This window comes from Streptomyces sp. RGM 3693 (assembly GCF_050471125.1).
In the GTDB taxonomy this organism is placed as follows: Bacteria; Actinomycetota; Actinomycetes; order Streptomycetales; family Streptomycetaceae; genus Streptomyces.
Genome location: NZ_JBMPPQ010000001.1, coordinates 2,341,809 through 2,363,851, shown reverse-complemented (window position 1 = coordinate 2,363,851; position 22,043 = coordinate 2,341,809). Strand labels below are relative to the sequence as shown.

The following is a 22,043-nucleotide window of genomic DNA, read 5'->3' as shown; positions in this document are numbered from 1 at the left end:
TGTCCCAGCTCAGCGACGGGCAGGCCGTGACATGAGCGCGAAGGCAGAACATCGTCTCCCAGGCCGCCCCATCGCACACCGCGCGGTCTCGTACTTCCCCCTGGTGTGCCGGCCTCGACTGACCTGCCCGGATCTCGAAACCCGGATCGCGGAGGTGCAGAGGTATGCGAACGCCAGACGAAGCCGGCCGAGCAGCGCCACCGAGCCTGCGTGGTCTGGAATCTGGCGGCACTGATCGCGGCGGACTGCGGCATGCCCGACCTCGCCGCATCCCTATGCGAACGCCAGTTTCATATCTTCCAGGCCGCTTGGCCAGTGACCGATCGCGAAGCGATCGCCTCACTCCAGCCGCTCGTCAACCTCGCGCGCCTCACCCATCGGGCTGGTGATCCTCACGGCGCCTACGAGGCCCTGTGCGCCATGAACCACGCTGTGCACCACGGCGGGAACGCCTTGGTCCGCGGCATGACCATCTCCTTCGACCACTTCGTCGCCACGCACGCGGACCGGCAAGTTGCCGCCGCATGGCTGCGGGCGATCATGCTCGAAGAAGGCACCCGCCTCCTGGCGACCACAGGCCAGTGGACGAAAGCCGCAGCGCACGCCGCACGGTACGACGACGACAGCGAACGCCTGCGTGAGTCCCGACAAACACAGATCATCGGGCACCTGCATAACGGGCATACCGCCTCAGCACTCGCGACCCTCGAAGCCAGCGTGACCACGGAACCGTGGGAGCAGGCGGTCGCCGCGTGTCTGCGCAGCTACATCGATCTGCGCACCAATCAGCTGGCGCCCAAAGGCGTAGCGCGGGCATTGGCCACGGTTCGGCACGCCAGGAAATTGCCCGACCGGGACACGGTCTACTTCCACTTTCGGCTCGGCCTCGCTGCCGTTGATCTCGCTACCGAGGCGTGCCCGGCACCGGCTCAGGCGCTGTGCGCCGAGCTGATCCGGGCCGCCACGGAATCCGAAGACGCCTTCGCAGCCAGGGAGGCCCTACGTCACAACACCGCTCGCGAGCAGATGACGCCGACCGAGAGTGAAACACTGAACACACTCGTCCGCCGGGCCGGCCTCCGCCGCGGATCAATCCCGCCACCGCTGCTCACAGGATTGTTGGCAGCGGTCGAGAGCACGGAAAACGTCCTGCTCCGGGCCCTCCACATCTGAGCTCGGCACCACAATCACCGCACCGAAAACCTCCTGCATCACAGGCATCTCAGACATCGGCGATTCGGCCAACCCTCTCCGCTCAGGTAGCGGCCCGCCGCCGAGGCTGTAACAGAACTGCCCTCGTCGACGTTCCGCGCTGTAGAGAAAGGGGGTTGGCCCTTGCGTCAACCCCCATCCCCTCAACAACGCGGAGGACTGGGTGACGACTGCTACTGCTTCCCTCTCACCGGCGGCAGGCCGATCCTTCTGGCAGCAGCCTCTGTTGCCGTCCAGGTCGACGGCTGCCCCGAAGCCGGTGGTGAAGGCGGAGGCCAAGGCAGCGCCTCCCGAGCCCCCGGCCGCGCCCGCTGAGACGCCTCCGGACCTCTCGCACACCTGGGTCGTCGCCGCCGAGATCCAGGTGGAGCCGCGTGTCGCTTCCATCGCGGATTTCCGCGGCTCCTTCAAGGCGGCCGCAGGGCAGCGCGTGGAAGCTCTGGAGGTGTACTGCAAGGGCTGCCGGCGTCCGTACGGCGAGGTGAAGGGACAGGACTGCGAGGAGAAGGTCGACAATCGGCACCTCATTGGTGGTGATCAGTCGTCAAGGAGGAAGCGCAAGCTGCCTCCGCCTCCGAGAGGCACAAAGATCATCCCCGGCGAGACGGTCCAGCGACGCGGCATCAGCGCTTACATGGCTGGGGTTAGCCGTCCCCGCTGACCGGCCCGCGGGTGAGGACTCGACACTAGTTCCACGCCTCGCCCATCGTGCGCGTTGTGAGTACACCGCCCGAGTCACCCTCCCCACAAAGCCTCGCCCGCGAGGCCGCCGGACTGCTGCTCGTTGCTACCGGCGTCCTCTCCACGCTCGTCGCTCTGGGGGCGATCCATCCGCTGTTGAGCACCGCCGCGGCCGCGGGCGGGACGGCCGTCGCATTCGGCTATGTGACGCCGCCGACGAGCCGGGCTACACACGTCGCTGCGAGCCTCGTCAGCCTCATCGTGGCAGTGGCCACGGTCGGCTACGCCTTCCTCTACTACCCGCCGTTGGGTTGGGCGGAGGTCGGTGTCGGCATCGCGGCGACGGGCATGTGGTTGGCCAGTGAGGGGGCCTGATGCCGCGCATGTTCCTGCCCGGTCTCCGCCGTCTCCTCACGCCCCGATCGACCCCGCTTGAGGCGAAGTCGGCCGGGCCGATGGGGAGCAGCTACGTGTCGATGACACACGCGGGCACCGCAACAGTGTGGGGAGCCGAGAACCGCGCAGCAGGTTGGGATCTCGACCGCGTCATCCAAGAGGGCTACGAACGCAGTATCTGGACATTCAAAGCGGTCGAAACGATTTCCAAGCACCCCGGTGCCCTCAAAATCGAGATCGGCCGTGGGGGCGACGAGAGACAGTTCGCAGAAACCCTCACAGACCATCCACTCCTGCACGTCCTGAATGTCCAGGCCAACCCGTTGGAACGCGCAACGGTCTTCAAGAAGCGGCTCTCAGCTCAGCTCCTGCTATCGAAGAGGGGGGCATTCGTCGAGGTCACGCGTTCACGCGCGGGCACCATCACGCGACTCGATCTACTCCCACCCTCCCGGGTAAACCCCATTCCAGACCCGCACGGCGATTACCTCTCCCACTTCGAATTCACCGCCTACGACGGCCGGGTCCGCGAACTGGACCCAAACCGCATTGTCTGGCTCAGGGACCCCCACCCGACCGATCCCTACTGCGGTATCACGCCACTTGAGGCCGCGGGCCTCAGCATCGACCTGGACGTGAAAGCCCGCACCTACAACATCGCCTACATCGACAACGACGCGCGTCCATCGGGAATCATCGGCATCGACGTCGACGGACTCGATCAGCGCGAGATCGGCAGGATTCAGCAGCGCCTCGCTCCCGGGGCGCAGCATGCCGGTGAAACCGTCGTCGTCGGTTCCGGGCCCGGCGGCCTCAACTACGTGGACACCAGCACGAGACCGCGCGACATGAATTACGAGACGCTGTCCCAGACCGCCAAGGTCGAGGTGCTGGCGGCGTTCGGTGTTCCTGAGAGCGTCATCGGCAATGCCTCGGAACGCACCTATGCCAACGCCGATCGCGAAGAGTGGAACTTCTGGCAGCACACCGAACTGCCGCATCTCGCCCTGATCGCCAGCGCCTTCGACCTGGATTTGGAAGACGACTGGTCGCTCCGGTTCAACACCACTCCGGTGGCGGCTCTGGAATATCCGCGTCGCACACGCCGTGAGGAAGCCCGCGCGGAGTGGAACGCCGGGCTGATCACCGTGGATGAGTATCGAGAGATCGCCGGTCGGCTCCCGTTCAACACGCCTCAGTCTCGGGCTTTGTGGATCAGCCCGCAGAAAGCCCCCATTCCCGCAACCGACCAGGACGCCGCAGCTCTCGGAATGGCACAGGGCTCGCCAGCAGAGGCCATGCCTGGTGCACAGGTCGCAGGTGAGCCGTCCCCCCTCGCTCTGCACGATCTCTCAAGCGACAGTGCCGCGGCTGCTATTGACGAGGCGCGCAGCCACAGTCCAGCAACGAGCGTCGAGGATGTCGTCACCGAAGCACGCAGCCAGATGCACGACGGCTATCAGCTCGCCGGTGCGGCCGCGGCCGTCGTTGACGAGGCCCGTGCTGACCACCCGGTGATACCCGCTGAAGGACCCGCGGCAGAAGCTGTCGACGAGGCCCACCGCCTGGAGTCCAAAGCGCTCCCTACAGTCAGGGAGTTCGCTGTCGATGACACCGACTTCGATCGAGCCCACGCCGCCATCGAGGCCGCCCTAAGCGCCATGTTGGCCCGGCAGGAGGGCGTCCTCATTGCCCGGCTGCGATCGCCGAAGGCGCGCAAGAGGACGCGATTCTGGGCTGCTGATGGCCCGTCCGATACCCGGGGTGGCAACGACCCGATGGACATGGACAGGGTCGTCGGGGCGGAGAAGTCGCAGGACGAGGTGATCTCCACCCTTACGCCGATCCTCACGCGCATCGCTCGCGCAACGGCGAAGGACGCCATGGACGTCTTCGGGAGCAGCCTCACCAGCGGGGCCTCGGCTGGCATCGGCGCTGCCGTGCTCACCGCGGCGACGGTCGCCGCGGATGCGATGCGCGCGTTCCATCGCGCCCTGGAAGTGGCTCTCGACGATGGCCAGCGCTCAGGCGCCAGCCTGAGCGAACTGATCGACATTGTCGAAGAGAGGCTGAGGGGTGAGGGATCGACGCGCACCATCGACATCACCGCCGAATCCGCAGCCATCGCCACGGTCAACGGCGCCGCGGACGCTGTCGCGGCCGCCACCAAGCCCAGCATCAAGCGCACCTGGCAGACACGACTCGACGACCGGGTCCGCCCCGCCCATGCCGCCGCGGAGGGGCAAACGCTGCCCGTGAACGAGCCCTTCGAGATGGAGGGGTGGCCCGTGCGATTCCCTGGGGACCCGCTGGCTCCCCTCTCCCTCATCGCCAACTGCCGGTGCCGCCTGCACTACCGAGCGATACTCAGGTAGGGAGAGCGGCGCCCAAGGTTAGGAACTCACGGTCAGACCATAGGTCGTGCCCGGTGGAGGTTCAGGATCGAGTCGGGCAGCCCCAGGTCATTCATCGCCTTGTCGATGACCGGTTTCATCGGCCGGAGCACGGTGTCGCCAGCAGTCGCTGCTTGGAGCAACACCACCGGTATCCAAATGCGTTCCGCCGAAATCTCCGCCTTCGGAGTCGTCGTGAAGTGAAGTTGCTCGTCCTTCTCGACGAGGAACGCGTCCGCAGTGCTCAAGGTGGTGTGCGAGAACGCGGAGTGGTGGCGGTAGACCGGGTAGACGTCCGCGGAGCCGTATGCCTTGACCATGGTGTCGAAGTTCTGAAGCTCGCCGAGCAAGCGTCGGTGCCGTCTCTCGTCTTCGTCGTCCGCGAATTCTAACGGCGTGACCTGCACCTCGGGGGTGGATTCGGGGAGGTTCCATGTGTCCTTGATATTGTCGGCCAGTTTCCGACGGTGTTGCTCGGCGTGCGCCCGCAGGGCTCGCATCGCAGGTAAGCCGTTGTCGGCCAGCCAGTTCATCGCGTATGCGTGACCGATCAGGTTCCGCATCAGCGGCGCCACCTCGACCGTGAAGCCCTCGCCATAGAGTCGGAGCACGGCCGCCGCAGTGCGGTTGCTGAATTGCCACCAGCCCATCAGCGCGGACGCGATCGGCATGGCCTCGCGATTGACTTGGACACCATGCCGCACGGTCGCTTCCGCCGCACCAAGGATTACCGGGATGACTGCGCGGACACGTCTGAAGCACTGCTCGTTTGGACCGAATTTGTACGCCACGCCACGACTTTAACCAGCAGCGCACGGCACCTGTGAGGCCGCGACGTTAACCACCCGCGGTGTGCATGGTCCGCCGCATGCTGAACCGCACCGTCAACGCCTTCTCCGAGTTCGAGACCAAGCGCGCTCGCCGCCCCTGGCGGGAGGAACTACACCCTCGTGACTCGAAGGGCCGTTTCATTGAGACGGGTGGCGTGGCGAGGCTTTGGGGCGGCGGCTTGGCCCGCATCATCCGGGCTCTATCCCAGACACAGGTCCAGGTATCCGATCTGGACGGGAAGAACCGACGGCCCATCCAGACATCACGCCTGACTATGGTCGCCCGCCCGGATGGCACCGCCCCTACCAAGAGCAGGGAGAAGATCCAGGCTGAGGAAGCGCGGCGCGATGCCGACCCGCGGCGCGGCAACGGCGTCGACATCGACGACCACGGCGACCCGAACACGTCCGATAGTCCGCACGGCAAGGACGACGAGGGCCACCCGATCGGGGCGGACTCCGAGCACGAGCCGCGCGACGAGAAGCCAGCTCGGAAGCCGCCGCGGTTCACGAGCGTCGCCGCCGCCCGTAATCACCTGGAGTCGGGGCCCAAGGACCCGCGGTGGCAGCGGCCCCCGCGTACCCACAACGGCGTGCACCTGCGGGGCGCGTCAAAGCAGGAGCGGGCCCAGGTTCGCATCGACACCTACTCGGCGACGAGCGGGATGAACTTCGCGCGGACCTCGCAGCTCTCCAGCGGCGGGAACTTCCTGGTCACCCGGCACGGGAACGGCAAGTGGGACGTGTACCACGTCGGGTCTGGCACGATCATGACCCACCAGTCCGGCTTCCGCTCCAAGCCGGATGCCCTGCACTTCGCGAACGAGTTGGAGAACACCCGCGACCACCGCGGCCGACCCATCGACTGGGAAGCCCCGTACGTCGGCGACCGGCTGGACATGGCCGAAGGGCGGGGCGGCATCGATGCCGCCCTCACCCGCGGCCGCGAGCACGAGGACCACAGCAGTGGTCAAGAGCAGGAAGACCAGGCCCCGGCGAAGCACACCCCCCAGGCCGACCAGCCGATGCTCGGCGACGACGGACAGGAGGAGCAGAGCCAGGCCGGTCAGGAGCAGCCGCGGGGCGGGCCGGGCGAGCCGGCCGCCGACGACGGCGTCCAGCAGGGCGCCGGAGGCCGCCTGACCACCGTCGCCCAGGTCCTCGACCACTGGCGCAACCACCCGGATGTGCCTCGCGTCCGCGAGACCCACAACGAGCGGGCACAGCGCGAGTCTGCCGCCCGTCAGCGCGCCGACCTCGTCTCCGACCCTCAGGTCATCGACGGGTTCGTCATCGGCAAGATGAACGTGCGGGGCAAGGAGCGTTGGACTGTCTTCCATGCCGGCACCTCCGTGCCGATCGCCATCCTCCCCTCCGACAAGGACAAGCCGGCCGCCATCGCGCGGGCGCACGCCTACCGCGACTACCACGACGACAACGGCAAGCCGTTCGACTGGAGCAGCGACGGCATCGGTGAACGGTTGTCCTCCCCCGCGGGAAAGCGCATGCGGGAGATCACATCGGGCCGCGTCAGCTACGAGCCGGGCCGCCATGAGAACGACGTGCCCGACGACGCCACCGAACTCGCCAGCTTCCCCGGCTACCGCATGGCCCGCGGGGAGGACGGCATCAACGTGTATGGGCCTGACGGCAAGCGCATCGCCACCGGCGAGTCCGTCTTCGACCGCAACACCCGCCGTTCCGCGTACGTCGGGGACATGGGCGACCGGCACGTCAGCGGCCGCACCGTATCCGACTTCGCTGCCAACGCCGCCCGCCAACACGTCCTCGCCGGCCAGCCCGACGACCACAAGAACCCCATCTGGATCCAGTATTCGCCCAGCCGTGCCGTGGTGCACGGCACCGAAAAGGGCGACCCCAACATGCGACAGCGCATGCGTCGCGCGGGTTTCGTGTGGTCCGACGGCGCCAAGGCGTACGTCACGACCCGCACCACGCGCCCGGTCACCCGGGCTCTGGCGGTCGACACTCTGGTGCGCGGTTTCGCGGACGAGGGTCGGCAGATCGACGTGCGGCGGGACGAGGACCGCCTCCGTGCGTCCTCCGCGCCGGACGTGGACGCGCCGTCGGCACCCGATGCGCCGCGCCCCGAGGAGCCGCACGGCGTCCGGCCGGAGGCGGTCGCCCCGGACCTGCAGTCCCTGGACGACGCGGAGCTTGAGGACTACTTCGCCGCGGCGAACCGGGAGTTCCACGACACCGCGTTCAACGACCGGGACCGCATGGTCGCCGCGCAGAGCCGGGCGAAGAACGCGATGCAGGAGATACAGCGCCGAGACCGCCTGCAGTACGGCGAGAACAACGCCCGCCGCGCCCGGGTCGAGCCGTTCGACGGCAAGCGCTACCCGGTCACGATCGACGGTGACGACAGCGACGACGCCAGCCTGCGGGGCAGCAACGGCGCTTGGAAGTGGAACCGGCTCGGCCGAGGGACCCACTACAGCTCCGAGAAGTCGTTCCGCACCCAGGAAGCGGCCCTCGCCGACCTCATCGCCGAACGCGACCGCGACCGCGACCGCGACCACAAGGACAAGCCGAACGCGCCCGGAGCGCCGGCCACGACACACGTCGACGAGCAGCGTGACAGGCAAGCCCCACGGCCGACGCCGGCCACGGACGACGCCAACGACCTTGCGGACGCCCCGTACGGGCGGGACGGCACCAAGCCCTACGTCGAGGCCCGGGACGAGCTCGCCGCCTTGGCAGACGAGTGGCACCGCACCGGCCTGCACGATGGCCTGGCCAACGGCCAGGATCGGAGCCTGGCCACCGATCTGGACACCGGGTTCCGGCGCCTGACGGCCTCAACCGGCATCCGAGAACGAGTGCAGGCCAGCCGTGACCTCCAGCGGGCTGCGGAGAGCGCCCTCGCCTCGATCGACGATCAGCCCGGCCGGGACCCCTACGGCAAGGACCGGCACGTCCTTGAGGCGATCCGCGACCGCGCGAAGCGGCACGAACTACGCTTGAACGCCACGCTGAAGGACCGCCGCGACAACAACGACGAGCGCACGTCCAAGCCCGCCGACGCGCCGGCCGCGGCCGGGGCGGATAATCAGCCCACCCCCGACACCACCACGGGAGACGACAGCAGTGGCAGTGAACAAGCTCGGGCGGATCGCCCAGAAGCACTGGGCGACGTACCGGCCGACGGCGTACGCGGAACTCGGGACGGAGGCGGAGAAGGAAGAGTTCTTCGCGACGCTCGGGATGAAGGCCAGCCAGGCGATCACGGCACTGGCGAACCAGATCCTCAGCCGGCAGCAGACGAGCGAGAAGTACGTGGACCAGGTCGCGGCCAGAACACAGGCGATGGCGCAGGCCCGCGAGATCGTGATGCACGAGCAGATCTTCCTGCCGATCGAGCCCGGGATGGAGGACGCCGAACTGCCCGATCCCGGCAGGCTGTAGCCGCACCGGCCTTCCGCCCGACGTCCCAGAGGGATCTGGCGCCGTCGGGTGAGAAGGCCCGCGCCCGCGCGAACGTCGCGGCCGTCGAGACTCTGCGGCAGATCCAGGCCGAGGACCGGCCGGCGACTACCGCGGAGCAGAAGATCCTCGCCCGCTGGTCCGGCTGGGGCGCCCTGCCCATCGTGCTGGCCGACAAGCCCCAGCCGACGGACGGCGCGTTCCTCGACGCCGATGGCAACCCGGACCCGGCCAAGTACGCCCGTGCCCTCAAGAAGTGGGAGAGCTTCGCCGCCGAGCGGGCCGCGGTGCGCGAGCTGCTCAACGACGAGGAGTGGACGGCGGCCAAGGCCAACGTCCTCAACGCCCACTACACGGACGCCAAGCTGGTCCAGCCCCTCTGGGACCTGGTGCGCGAGCTCGGCTTCGACGGTGGCAACGTCCTGGAGCCCGGCAGCGGCTCCGGCAACTTCATCGGTACCGCCCCTGAGGGCGCGCGCATCACCGGCGTTGAGTTGGATCCGACCACCGCGGCGATCTCCCAGCTCCTCTACCCGGACGCGAAGATCATCAACGCGTCGTTCGGCGATCTGCGCATGCCGAACTCCTCCTTCGACCTGGTCATCGGCAACGTGCCCTTCGGCCGGTTCCCGATGTACGACGAGCAGGTCAACCCGGATCTGAAGCACTCGATCCACGACACCTTCATCCTCAAGAGCCTCGCCAAGGTCCGGCCCGGGGGGCTGGTGGCGGTCATCACCAGCCGCTTCACCATGGACAACGAGGACGACACGGCCCGGCGCCAGATCTCCTACATGGGCGACTTGGTCGGCGCGGTGCGGCTGCCGGCCGGCGCGCACCAGGAGGCGGCCGGCACTGGGGTCGTCACGGACGTGCTGCTCTTTCGGCGCCGCTTCGGCGACGAGCACACGCACGACATCGACATGTCGTGGACGCGGTCGTCGAAGACGGACGTCAACGGGCACCAAATCGCGGTCAACGACTACTTCCAGCGGCACCCAGAGATCGTCCTGGGGCAGCTCACCACCGGCCGCGGCCAGTTCTCCGACCACGACCTGACCGTCGTCGGCGACAAGGACACCGGCCCCGCGTTGACGGCCGGGCTGGAGCGCATCCGCAGGGCTTCGTTCCACTCGCAGCGCAACGACCGCCTGCGGTACGTGCCGGAGATCGACGCCGTCGATCGGAGCCTGGAACTGGCTGGGGAGAAGCACGAGGGTGCCGTGCACACCCTGTCGGACGGCTCTTTTACGCAGGTCGAGGACGGGGCGGTCATCCCGCTCGACGTCCACCCCACACAGCAAGAGCAGCTCCGCAAGCTGATCGGCCTGCGCGACCTCACCGATCGGCTGCTGCGCCTCGAAGGGGCCACCCGCGAGACCGGCGAGACCGACGGCATGCGGTCCCTACGCCGGCAGTTGAACGAGGCGTACGACGCGTACGTCAAGCAGCACGGCCCGATCGACAGGCCGGGCCAGACCCGGTTCTTCAGCCCTCAGGAGGCGAAGCAGCGGGCGAAGGTCGAAGGTCTCAAGGACGTCCCGGACGCCTGGAAGTCGCCGTCCGCGCTGCAGCTGTTCGAGGACGATCCGGCCTCCGCCGTGGTGTTCGGCCTGGACAAGTGGGACGACAGCGCGAAGTCGGCGAAGAAGGCCGACATCTTTCGCCAGCGCGTCGTCGCGCCCCGCGAGATCGCCGACCGGGCCGACAATCCCGAGCAGGCCATCGCCCTGGCGATGGAGCGTGACGGCGGAGAGCTGCATCTGCCGACGATCGCTCGCCTGCTGGGCCGCTCCGACCTGCAGGTGCTGCGCGAGGAGATAGGCCCGCTTGCCTTTGACGAGCCCGGCACCGACCGGCTCGTTCCCCGCGGCGAGTACCTGTCCGGCAACGTCCGGGAGAAGTTGGCGCTTGCCGAGAAAGCCGCGGCCGCCGACCCGCGCTTCGCGGCGAACGTCGCCGCGCTGAAGAACATCATCCCCCGCGATCTCGAACCGTCCGAGATCAAGGTCAAGATGGGCGCCCCGTGGATCGGCGAGGGCGACATCACCGCGTTCTTGCAGGAGATTCTCGGCACCAAGGCCGTGCGTGCAGAGCACGGCGGCGGCTCCGTGTGGGAGGTGCGCGGCCCCACGCAGGGCATCGCCGCGACGTCCGACTGGGGCACGTCAGCGCGGCCGGCGCCGGACATCGCGAAGGCGCTGCTGGAGCAGCGCACGATCGTCGTGAACAAGACCGTCAAGGTCGGCGGCCGGGAGATGTCCGTCCGCGATGACGAGGCCACCAGCGCGGCGCAGGCCAAGGCCAAGGAGATGGCCGACCGGTTCTCCGCATGGGTGTGGGAGGACACAGAGCGCGCCCAGCGCCTGACCCGCGTCTACAACGACCGGTTCAACAACCTCGTGCTGCGGGAGTTCGACGACTCCCCGTTGGCGCTGCCGGGCGCGAACGCCGAGTGGAAGATGCGGCCGCACCAGAACGCGGCGATCCGACGGATCGTCAGCGAGCCGTCGGTGCTGCTCGCGCACGTCGTCGGCGCCGGCAAGACGGCGACGATGGTCGCCGGCACCCAGGAGCTGCGGCGTACCGGTCTGGCCCGCAAGCCTGCCATCGTCGTCCCGAACCACATGCTGGGGCAGTTCCGGCGCGAGTACCTGGAGCTCTACCCGAACGCCAACCTGCTCACCGCCTCCTCCGCGGACCTCACCGGCAAGAAGCGTCGCCGGTTCATAGCCAAGGCCGCGACCGGTGACTGGGACGCCGTCATCCTCACGCAGGGCGCCTTCGAGCGGATCCCGATGCGAGCGGAGGCCCAAGAGCGGTACATGCGGCAGGAGCTCGACAAGCTCGAAGACGAGATCAAGCGCGCCAAGGCACGCGAGGGCAAGTCGCTGACCCTCAAGCGCCTGGAGGAGACCCTCAAGCGCAAGGAAGCCAAGCTGAAGTCGAAGCTGGCCTCGAAGAAGGACCAGAGCGCGGTCCACTTCGAGGACACCGGCATCGACTACCTGATGGTCGACGAGGCCCACGGCTACAAGAACCTGGCCACCGCCTCGCACATCGAGGGCGCCAGTATCGCCGGTTCCGCGCGGGCCTCCGACCTTCACATGAAGATCGAGTACCTGCGAGAGCGCAACGACAGCGGCCGCGTGGTCACCCTGGCGACGGGCACGCCGATCGCGAACTCGGTGACCGAGTCGTACGTCATGCAGCGCTTCCTGCGCCCCGACCTCCTGGAGGAGGCCGGCGTCGCCGACTTCGACTCCTGGGCAGCCACGTTCGGCGAGATCGTGCAGAACCTGGAGCTGGCCCCCGACGGCTCCGGCTTCCGCATGAAGGCCCGGTTCGCGCGCTTCCACAACGCCGCTGACCTGCTGCGCATGTACCGGCTCGCCGTGGACGTGCAGACCTCCGACGATCTCGACCTGCCGACCCCCGCGGTCCGCAAGAACGCGGAGGGCAAGCGCGGCGAGGTCGTCACCATCCCGATCTCCGCCGAGCAGAAGGCGTACGTCACCGCGCTGCCGAACGCGCCGTGGATCCACGAGCAGGGTGGTGTGCTCAAGGCGATCGGCCTGGCGTCCCGGGCCGCGATCGACATGCGGCTGGTCGGCGGGCACGGCGAGGAAGGCGGCAAGGTCGACGCCGCCGCCCGCAAGATCGCCGAGATCTACGAGGAGAACAAGGACCGGATCTACCCGGTCTCCGCAGACGACCTCACCCCGCAGAAGCGGCCTAGCGCGCTCCAGATCGTGTTCATGGACGCCGGCACCCCCGGCTCCAAGGCCAAGAACGCCTGGGACGCCTACGACCACCTCAAGGACCAGCTCGTCCAGGCCGGCGTACCGCCTCTTCAGATCAAGTTCATCCATGAGGCGAAAACGGACAAGGCCAAGGCCAAGCTGTTCGAGGACGCCCGCAACGGCAAGATTTCGGTGCTCATCGGATCCACGGAGAAGATGGGCACGGGCACCAACATTCAGGACCGGGCCGTCGCCCTGCACCACATGGACTTCCCGTGGCGGCCGGCCGACATGGCGCAGCGCGAGGGCCGCATCGAGCGCCAGGGCAACCTGAACATGCCGGAGATCCCCGGCACCGCGGACGACGTCCGGGTCATCTCCTACGTCACCGAAGAGACCTTCGACGCGTTCAAGCTGGGGACGTTGGAGCGCAAGGCGGCCTTCATCGCGCAGATGGACCGCAAGGACTTCGACGCCCGCGAGATGGAGGACATCGGCGACATCGCCGTTTCCTTCGGCCAGATGAAGGCCATCGCCACCGGCGACATGACCGTCATGGACTACGCCCAGGCCGGCGCCGACGTCGTCGAGTTGCAGCGGCTCGATCGCAACTGGCATCGGGACCAGGATAGGCGAAAGGCCACGATCCGCGTGGCCGACGAGATCATTCACGACCTCAGCGACGTCTTGCCGGCCTGGCGCGACGCGCTCGCCTCCTGTAAGGACGTCTCCGGCGACAACTTCCGCATCCGCATCGGCAACGAGGAGTACGACCAGCGCGCCGACGCCTACGACCACCTCGCACAGGCGGTACGCGCTGCCGCGCGGAACATGCGGCTGCAGGACGGTGACCGTGTGCGGCTCGGCACCCTGGGCGGGCACGGGTTCCATGTCGAGGTCGCCCACGACCAGTTCGGCAACCGCGTCGCCAAGCTCCGTTTTGACTGGCCTGACTGGGAGCACCCCAGCGAGCCTGACACCCGCGGCGTCTACACCCCCAGCCAGCTCGACGACGCCTCCGGCCGCGGCATCCTCGCCTCTCTGGAGCGGCGCCTGAGCAACCTGGACGAGGCAATCGAGGACGCGGAAACCAGTCTGGAGGTCGCCCAGGACGAGCGCGGCCGCGCTCGGCGGGGCCTTGGGGGCGTATCGCCGTACGGCGAGCGGCTGCGCTCCAAGGAGCGGCGTGTGGCGCTGCTGTCCGACCTGATCACCGCAAATGAGGCGCTCAAGGCGTACAAGGGACGGCAGGTCGCCCCGGAAGACAAGGAGTACCAGAAGGCCAAGCAGCGCGTTGCGGACCTGAAGAACGAGCTGGGGATTGAGGACCAGCGCGAAGCCGAGTTGGATGTCGAGGCCGCGGCCGCCGCGCAGCGCCTGGCCGACGACGCGGTCACCTTGAACGCGAACGACGTCGAGGAGGAACTCGCCAGCCTCCGGCCCGAAGGGGCGGCTCGCCCCCGCAGCCGGCGGGCGGTGAACGAGCGTGGCGAGTCTGGCCCCGCGGGCGGCACGGTGACCCTGGAGCGCGACCGGGTCGAGGAGGACCTGCGCTCCATCCGGCCCGCCGGCGTCAACGCGGGCTCTGGCGGTTCGTCGGAGCCTCCGAACGGTCCGGACGTCCCGCAGCAGGGCGACGACGACAACGGGGTCCCGCAGCCGCCCGTCGGCTCAGACAGCCCGCGCACCATGACCCCGGAGGACCTGCAGAGCGAGATCATCGCGCTCATCGAGCACGAGATGGCCCACGGGCCCCTCGAAGGCGCCGCGAAGACGCGCCTGGCCACGCTGGAGGCCGAGAAGGACCGCCGCGCCGGGAAGCGCCCGGAGCGCGAGCCCGTCCCCAAGCCGACGCCACAGCGCAGCGGCCCCGGCGGGAACTGGGCTGACCTCACCCGCGCCGAGGTGGAGGGTGACGGCGGCGAGGACGACGGGCTGTTCGCCACGCCGGCCGCAACGGGCCCCAGCCAGGCCGCCGACCCGAACAATCCGCTGAACCAGCCCGACGACGCGTTCGGCACCCCGGACATGTTCGCCGACGCGGAAGGCCGAGACACCGCCGGTCTGCGTGAGGCTGAGATTCGCAGCGCCGACGAACTGGGACAGGGCGACCGGTTCACTGCCCCCGACGGTCGGGCTCACGCTGTAGCGGAGCCGCCGAACAAGACCGGCCGCGGTCGCGTCCGCGTCGTCACGGAGGACGGCCAGGAGTTGTTCTTCCGGCCGAAGGACAAGGTCCGGCTCGGCGACGAGACAGCGAACACCACCGGCGACGGGCACCAGGGCGAGGACGGCACCACCCGCAGCCCGCTCGACGAGCAGGCAGGCGCAGACGTCGAGGCTCCGCAGCGCCCAGCCGCTCCGACCGCAGGTGAGGACGCGGCGCCCCCGGCCGACGACGCCCCGGAAGGCTCCTCCGTCGAGGAGCCGGTCCACAAGTACGAAGCACGCGACGAAGTCGTCACGCCCAACGGCACCGGCTACGTCGTCGCGAGCAGCGACAACGGTGTCCTGGTCAACGAGAACGGCACATACAAGCTGTACCAAGAACAGCAGCTCTCCCGGCTCGGCGAGGAACGCGTCCCCGAGCCGGTCGACACCGCGGCGCAGGAGAGGCAGCGCCGCGACCTGGCCGCCGCTATGACGCCCGAGGGCTTGGCCCTTCGCTACGACAACGCCCGCTTGGCCAACCTGAATCTGGAGGAGGGGCACGGTGAAGTTCTGGACGATGACGGCAACCTGATCGGCTGGATCCGGCGCCGCGGCACGACCTGGTACGGGCAGGACGCCCGAGGCGGTATCAGGAGCTCCACAAGGTGGACAGAGGACGAGAAGGGCGGGCCGCTTCGAGCTGCCCAGCTCATGGCCGGCTTCGTCGCGATGGGCACCCACAGGGACAAGACCATGCTCGGTGGCGAGCCGTTCCGGCACATCCGCCCCGAGGACGTCGAAGCGCCGATCTTCTACAGCGGTCTCACCGACGCGCAGACCCGCGAACTGCGCGCCCTCGCGGCGGAGTTCAAGAACTCCGACGACCCCGAGCTTCGGGCCGTGGCTGAGAAGTGGTCAAGGGGCGTGTCCACCGCTCAGATGCGCCTCCTGGCCAAGGCGATTGACGATGTCGCCGACAACGCGGACGTGAAGACGAAGGAGGGGCGCCGCCGGCAGGGCGTGCTGCGCCGGCTTGCCGAGAACATCCGCGGTCAGGCGCACGACGCGGAGGGTGCGTTCAGTACGCTTCCGCGTCCGGGTGAGCCGGACCCGTGGGCCCGTCCGTACCGTCCGGACGCTGACGCCCCCGAGGCCGAGCACACCCCCGACGGCGTCGACGACCCGCGCCGGCGCGATTCGGCCGGCGCACCGGACGAGCAGACGCCCGAGCAGGAAGAACGTCATTCGCCCGAGCCGCCGCTTCCCGAGGACCGCCAAGGCGATGAGGAGCAGCGCGACGACAGCGCGACGGAGCGACGGAACAACGAGGCACCGAGGCGGCGTCGCGACCGGGACGGCCATGACAGGGATGGCCACGCGCCGGATGCTCCCAACGACGTCCCTCACACCCCGCTGGACGAGCACCGGCAGGACGACGCATCCGGTGACGACGGCGAGCGTGGCAGGGGCCGGGGGCGCCGCAACCGTCGTCGCCGGCGGGATCGCAACCAGCCTGGCGACGGTATCGCCGGCCCTGGGCGCCCCCACGTTCCGCACCTCCCCCAGACGCCGGGCGACAACGGTGGTCAGGACAACGGCGGCGGACAGGAGCGCCGCGGCGAGTCGCCCGAGCTGACCGGACTTCGCGACAGCTACCGCTCCGGCGAGTCCCTGCCCAAGAACGTGGCTACCCCCGAGCACCGGGACTTCTTGCGTCGTCTCGCGGACAATCCGACGCTCACCCTGTCCAGCGGCGGAGGGCTGGTGACGTGGACCGACGACCACGACACGCTCGCCGACGGTCGCCCCGCCCAGTGGTATTTCGCTCACGCCCGCACGGGAGCGAGCATGGGTGGCGCCGGGAACACCTCCGTCAGCACGCACAGTCAGGCCGAGGCGCGTGAACTCGCCGACCGGTACGAGCGACTTGCCGGGTCCGACGGCACGCCGTTCGACTGGAACAGTGAGCTGGATCCGACGTCGGTGCGCTCCTGGCGCGACGGGCGGGGCCGAACCTTGCCGCAGGCCATGCGCGCTGAGCGCGATGCCTTCGAGGCCGGTGCAGTGCGTGAGGAGCCGTCAGGTCTGCCGGAGGACCTGACGAACCTGTCGGCCCCCGAGCTGGAGTCGTTGACGCGCCAGGACCTCACCGCGGAGGACTGGGAGCGCCTCGCAGGCGAGATGGATCGGCGCTTCCCGCCGGCCGAGCGGCTCCAGGCTGTCCTGACGCCGCAGCCGCCCGTGACCGAGGAGGAGCGTGCCGCGGAGAACGCGGCGATTGATGAGGCCCTGGGCTTCGGTAGCACCGATGTGGCGTCCGAGATCGTACGGCCGAAGCGCCGGTCCAAGGATCAGATGCTGCATGACGAGTACCAGCTCTGGCACGAGGAGCGCTTCAATCGGGCCGAGGAAGCGATGCGCGGCGGCTCGATGGTCAACCGCGAGGGCCAGCGCCGCGGCTACACCGATGAGGACGTCTTCAACGGCGGGTTCCTGTCGTCCAACGACAACTGGCGCCGCTACGCCTCCGACGAGCTGATCGACTGGTTCGATGCGAACGGCGGGCGCGTCACCTACAACCAGTGGCGCGAGACCATGCGCCGGTCGGAGCGCGTCGATCGGGACCAGCACGACGCAACTCGCGATCAGCACGAAGGAGAGCAAGGCAGCACTCGAGAGGCGGCGAGCCCTTCTGGCGGCGGTGAGGCCGCGTCGGGCGAAGGTGGTCGGCGGGCGCCGGCGGACGATCCCGAGCGCCGTGTGCCGGCGGCACGGCCGGCGCCAGCTGCGGGGTCACCCAACGACGTGTCCCAGCCCCGTTTCGCGGACGCCGCTGCGCTGCGCACGCATCTGCGCGAGGGGCCCCTGGACGAGCCGAGCGCGTCCGGCACGGTCCCCTCGCGGAAGCAGTTGGACGAGTTCGCGCAGAGCCCTGCGCTGGAGATGAGCCCTGGCGGCCGCCTGGTCATCGCGCCGGACCGTCCCGACCGGCGCGACGGCCGCGCGTGGCAGGTTCTGGCGCCGGGGTCGATGGAAGTGCTGTCCGTCGCGGCCGATCGCGATCAGGCGGTCCGGTACGCGGACGCGCTGGAGGGCATCAGGGACCGTGAGGGCACCCCGTTCCCCTGGGACGCCCGGGAAGTTCTGGAGCGGGCCCGCGCCTTCCGCGGACCGCAGGGCGAGTCTCTCGGGGAGTCCGTCGCCCGTGCCTTGGTAGCCACGTTCGGTTCCGAGGACGGCGGCGGCTTCGACCGGGCCGGTGCGCAGCGGGTGCTGGACGACGCTGAGACGCTGCGCAAGCACTACCCGGCTTGGCGGGCTGCCCAGGAGCAGGCCGGATACAGCATTGCGGTGCACGATCCGCGTCAGGTGCAAGCCGGTGACGAGGTCGCGTCGGTGCGTGTCGGAAGGGACGGCGCCGCGCCCCTTTCCACGGAGCGGGGAACCATCGCGCAGGATCATGTCGCCCACGACTCCCCGGGCTCGGTCGGCGGGCGTGGTCTGCCCTTGGGCCTGCTCGGCGGCTACACCGCTGCCACCGGGCAGGGTGAGGACCGCGGCGTCTACGACCTTGATGGCACGAAGATCGGGGACCTTCCCGGCCGCGGCGGGCCCGTGCACCTGGTCGACGATCCGGCGCGGCCCCGGGCCATGCGGCGGCCGCGTCCGGGCGAGTCGGCTCCCGGCGGCGCGCAGCGCCGAGGAGCGGCAGACACGCCGACGGCGCGGCCGCGCCGGGCCGTCGCTTCACCGACATCGGCAGCATCCGCCGCGGCGGCGCAACCTGTGCCGGAGCCGATCGGCGGCCGCCCGGCCGAATGGGTGGGGGTCGATCAGCTTTCGCTCGGCGACGTCGTCCGGATCGAGGGCACGACCCGCAAGGGCAAGCCGCGGACGCTGTCGGGGTACGTGATTCAGGCTCCGCAGCGGCGTGAGGTTACTCAACGGGGCCGCAGCACCGAGATGTTCATGACGCTCGTGTCGCAGACCCGTGACGGCAGCAGCGGCGATAGGTCGCCGGTGTGGACCCCGGTCGATGCGTCGGCGGCCCGAGCAACGGCTGAGCCTGACCTCGACCGGCCGGACGGCGCGCTGGTCACGGGGGCGGAGAGCGACGTGCTCACCGGCCAGCTCTCGGACCGCGTCGTCAGTGACCCGGCCGGGCACGGCCTGTTCCCCGGCACGCTCGTCCGGGACGGCGCAGGCCGCGAAGGCGTCGTCTCGGGAGCCAACTCGGCTACGGCGTCGGTGCACTGGTCGGACGGCAAGGAGGAGCCGGGGCTCGCTCCGACGTCGCTGACGGTCATCGACGGTGGGGCCGCCCGCCCGGCCGGCTGGACGCCGGAGGGCCAGCGGGTCCGTGAGGGGCACGCGGTCAGCGACCGCGCTGGCAACCTCCTGGGCACGGTGGAGGAGGTCGACGGTGACACCGCGCGCGTCGCCACCCGGGACGGCATGAAGCCGATGCCGGCGGCAGACCTGCGGACCGTCGGCGAGGTGCGTGACACCGATGGCTCGCACGGCGCCGGCCACGTGTCGGTGGATCCGACCACGGCCGGTGATCTCCACGAGGGCGACGTCATCGTCCACGAGGGCGACTCGGCTCCGAGCCCGGTGACCGTGGTCGGGCACCAGGAGAACGGGGACCGCGTCCAGCTCGACGTCGCCGATCCGCGGACCGGCGAGGTGCAGCACGTCGAGACAGCGGCGGACGCCCCCATCACCCGCCTCGTCGATCCGTACGGGCAGCCCCCCGCCTCCGACGGCCCGTCCGACGAGGACGTGCAGGTGCTCGACCCGGTCCCGTCCGTCGATCCGGTCATCGGCGACACCGTCGACCCATGGCTCTCGCCCGAGGAGCGGGACGCTATCGCCGACCACGGCGCCGCTCCGTCTGACGACGAGGAGGTGCAGCAGGCCGTCGCCCGCATCGGTCGCGACCTGCCCGTCACGCCCGAGCAAGCGGCCGCCCTGGCTGACACGCTGCGTGCCACGTCGTCTCCGAGCACCGCCGACGGCCGGGCCGCGCGCCGGGCCGCTGACCACCTGGACGAGGCAGCCGGCCGCGCCGGCACGGGCGCAGAGACCCGCCCGAGGCCGGGGACAGTGGATGACCTGGGGGTCGGTGACACGGTCGGCTTGCCCGACGCCGATGCCCCCGACAGCGTCTCCGCCTACACGGTCGTGGGCATCGACGACCTGCTGGGTGGTGTGCGGCGCATCACCGTGGAGGACGCCGCCGGCGCCCGCCACAGCCGCACACTGTCCGGCGATCAGCCGCTGTGGCAGCTTCCGGAACTGCCTGCGGCGGAGGGCATCGACGCCCCGCGCCGGGACCCCAACGTCCCGGTCGCCGTCGGGGAGATCGTCGCGGCTCACCCCGACCAGGTGGCGCGAGCGGTCGTCGAGTTGGCCATCGCCGGTACCGCTGCCCCGGGCAGCATCCACCAGTTGCGGCAGCAGATCGCCGAACGCGTCACCGCTGAGGCCCTGTTGAGCCCGATGCAGCGGGCCCGTCAGGAAGCGGTCGACGCGCTCAACGCCGCCGAGATCCGGGGCAGCGAGCGCGCGGACGCCTTCCGGCAGCTCAAGCGAGAACGGCTGCGTGCCCGCGCGGTCGCCATCCGGGCCGTCCTGCGCACCATCAACGACCTGGAGCCGCTCGACGGTGAAAGTGAGCAGGACACGGCCAACCGTGCCGCGGACCTGTTGCGGCTGATCCCGGAGCAGATCGCGGGCCGGGGCCGGTCTGCGGACACCGGGGAGACCGGGCAGAGCGTGGCGCGGCACGTCGATGACGCGCTGGCCAACGCCGTCCGCGCGGCCGTGGGTGCCAACCTGAGTGACGCCGATGCCGTGCGGTTGGGACGGCTGCTGTCGGGGCGGATGGACGCGACCCGACAGGCCACGGCCCGCCGGATCCTGCGGCACCTGGAGCCCGCCCAGCGGGAGCGGCTGCTGCCGCAGGTCCTCGCGCTCCTCGTCCGGATCGCCCGGCGAATCGCGGACGTGGTCCGCGCGAACTTCAAGGCCGCGGGGCGGATCTGGAACGCCGAGTCGTTCCGCCGGTTCCGAGAGCGCCTGGTCGAGCGGGTGAAGTCCTGGCCGGAGTCGCGTCGCCTCCACCGCCTGTCGCAGGGCGGTGACCTGCCCTCTCCGAACGCCGGTGCGGGCCTCGGTGAGCGCATCGCGCACTGGGCGCGGCTGCTGCCGGCGCCCGGCCGGTTCGGGCAGACGTCACGGCGGGCCCGCTGGTACCAGCGCACCGCCCGGCGGGCCCTGTCCGCCGGAGAACTGCCCGCCGTCCAAGACGGGGTGCGCTGGGCGCCGGACCGGGCAGCGGACCGCGGCCCCGGGGCGACGGCGATGCGGCATCTGGCCGCGCTCCGCGCGGCCGGCGCCGATCTGGACAGCGAAATCAACCAGCGGCTCGCTGACGCTCTGCCGCAGCTCGGCGACGACCCGCACACCAACCTGCGGTTCGCCTCCGAGTACGCCAGCACCACCGAGCGCCGGGCCCGGGATCTCGCTGCACACCCGGTGGGGCACAGCGTCGCCCCGGACTACCCCCTGGAGTTGGCGGCCGCCCGGGCGGAGGCTGCGGACGCCCGTGCGGAGATGGACCGGATGCGGACGGCGTACGCGGCCGCGTTGCCGGACGTCGTTGCCGAAGCACTGGCTTTGGTGCGGGAGATGGGCCCCGAGGGCGCGTCGGCTCTGGTCCTGTCGCCTGACAGCGACCGTGACGCGGCCCGTGCGGTCGCCGACGTGCAGCGGCTGGTCCCCCGGGACTGGCTCGCCCCCGCCGGGCGACGGTTGCTGACCGCACGGAACGCACAGGTCGGAGGGTACGACGCGGCGGGCCGGACCGCGTCCGTCGCCGACCTGGGCGACGGCGGCCGCGGCACCGCACTGTACGCCCTGCTGATGCACCTGCAGCAGGCACAGCCGGACCTCCTCGCGGCCCAGGAGATATACCGGTTCGCCCGCACCCACACCGGCCGCATCGGTGCCCGCCGCCGTAGCGCTATCGACGAGCTGCTCGCTCGCCTGTTCAGCGGCGGAGGCCGGGCGGATCTGATCGTGCCGCTCGCTGTGAAGTCCCTGTTCGACGGCGACTGGTACGAGGACGATGACCTCAGGGCCTTCGTGCTCGGGCTGCTCGCCACTCGGTAAGGATCGGTAAG

The 22,043-nt window shown here is 69.8% G+C and carries 6 protein-coding genes; 5 read left to right on the top strand and 1 reads right to left on the bottom strand.

Features of this window, described 5'->3' with window-relative positions:
- The first annotated feature begins 210 nt into the window (after positions 1–210).
- The 4 genes from ACO0M4_RS10030 (at position 211) to ACO0M4_RS10015 (ending at position 4,664) form a co-directional block, all read left to right on the top strand.
- On the top strand, positions 211–1,173 hold the full coding sequence (locus tag ACO0M4_RS10030) for a hypothetical protein (protein ID WP_430369457.1): 963 nt from the start codon (positions 211–213) through the stop codon (positions 1,171–1,173).
- Between the two features lie 298 nt (positions 1,174–1,471).
- Positions 1,472–1,873 carry a hypothetical protein gene (locus ACO0M4_RS10025; protein ID WP_430369455.1) on the top strand — a complete coding sequence of 134 codons (402 nt, stop codon included), beginning with the start codon at positions 1,472–1,474 and terminating at the stop codon, positions 1,871–1,873.
- A 56-nt stretch (positions 1,874–1,929) separates the two neighbouring features.
- Positions 1,930–2,268: a hypothetical protein gene (locus ACO0M4_RS10020; protein WP_430369454.1), complete on the top strand. Its 339-nt coding sequence runs from the start codon at positions 1,930–1,932 to the stop codon at positions 2,266–2,268.
- Positions 2,268–4,664 (top strand): phage portal protein, encoded by a 2,397-nt coding sequence (locus tag ACO0M4_RS10015; protein WP_430369453.1) that lies wholly within the window; start codon positions 2,268–2,270, stop codon positions 4,662–4,664. Before ACO0M4_RS10020 ends, ACO0M4_RS10015 begins: the two co-directional genes overlap by 1 nt.
- Before the next feature lie 32 nt (positions 4,665–4,696).
- Here the strand turns inward: ACO0M4_RS10015 and ACO0M4_RS10010 are convergent, their stop codons facing one another.
- Positions 4,697–5,473, bottom strand: a complete 777-nt coding sequence (locus ACO0M4_RS10010; protein ID WP_430369452.1) for a DUF5677 domain-containing protein — start codon at positions 5,471–5,473, stop codon at positions 4,697–4,699.
- Between the two features lie 77 nt (positions 5,474–5,550).
- Here ACO0M4_RS10010 and ACO0M4_RS10005 point away from each other — a divergent pair, with 77 nt between their 5' ends.
- Entirely contained in the window at positions 5,551–22,032 is a 16,482-nt protein-coding gene (locus tag ACO0M4_RS10005) for a DEAD/DEAH box helicase family protein (RefSeq protein ID WP_430369451.1), read from the top strand.
- The last annotated feature ends 11 nt before the right edge of the window (positions 22,033–22,043 follow it).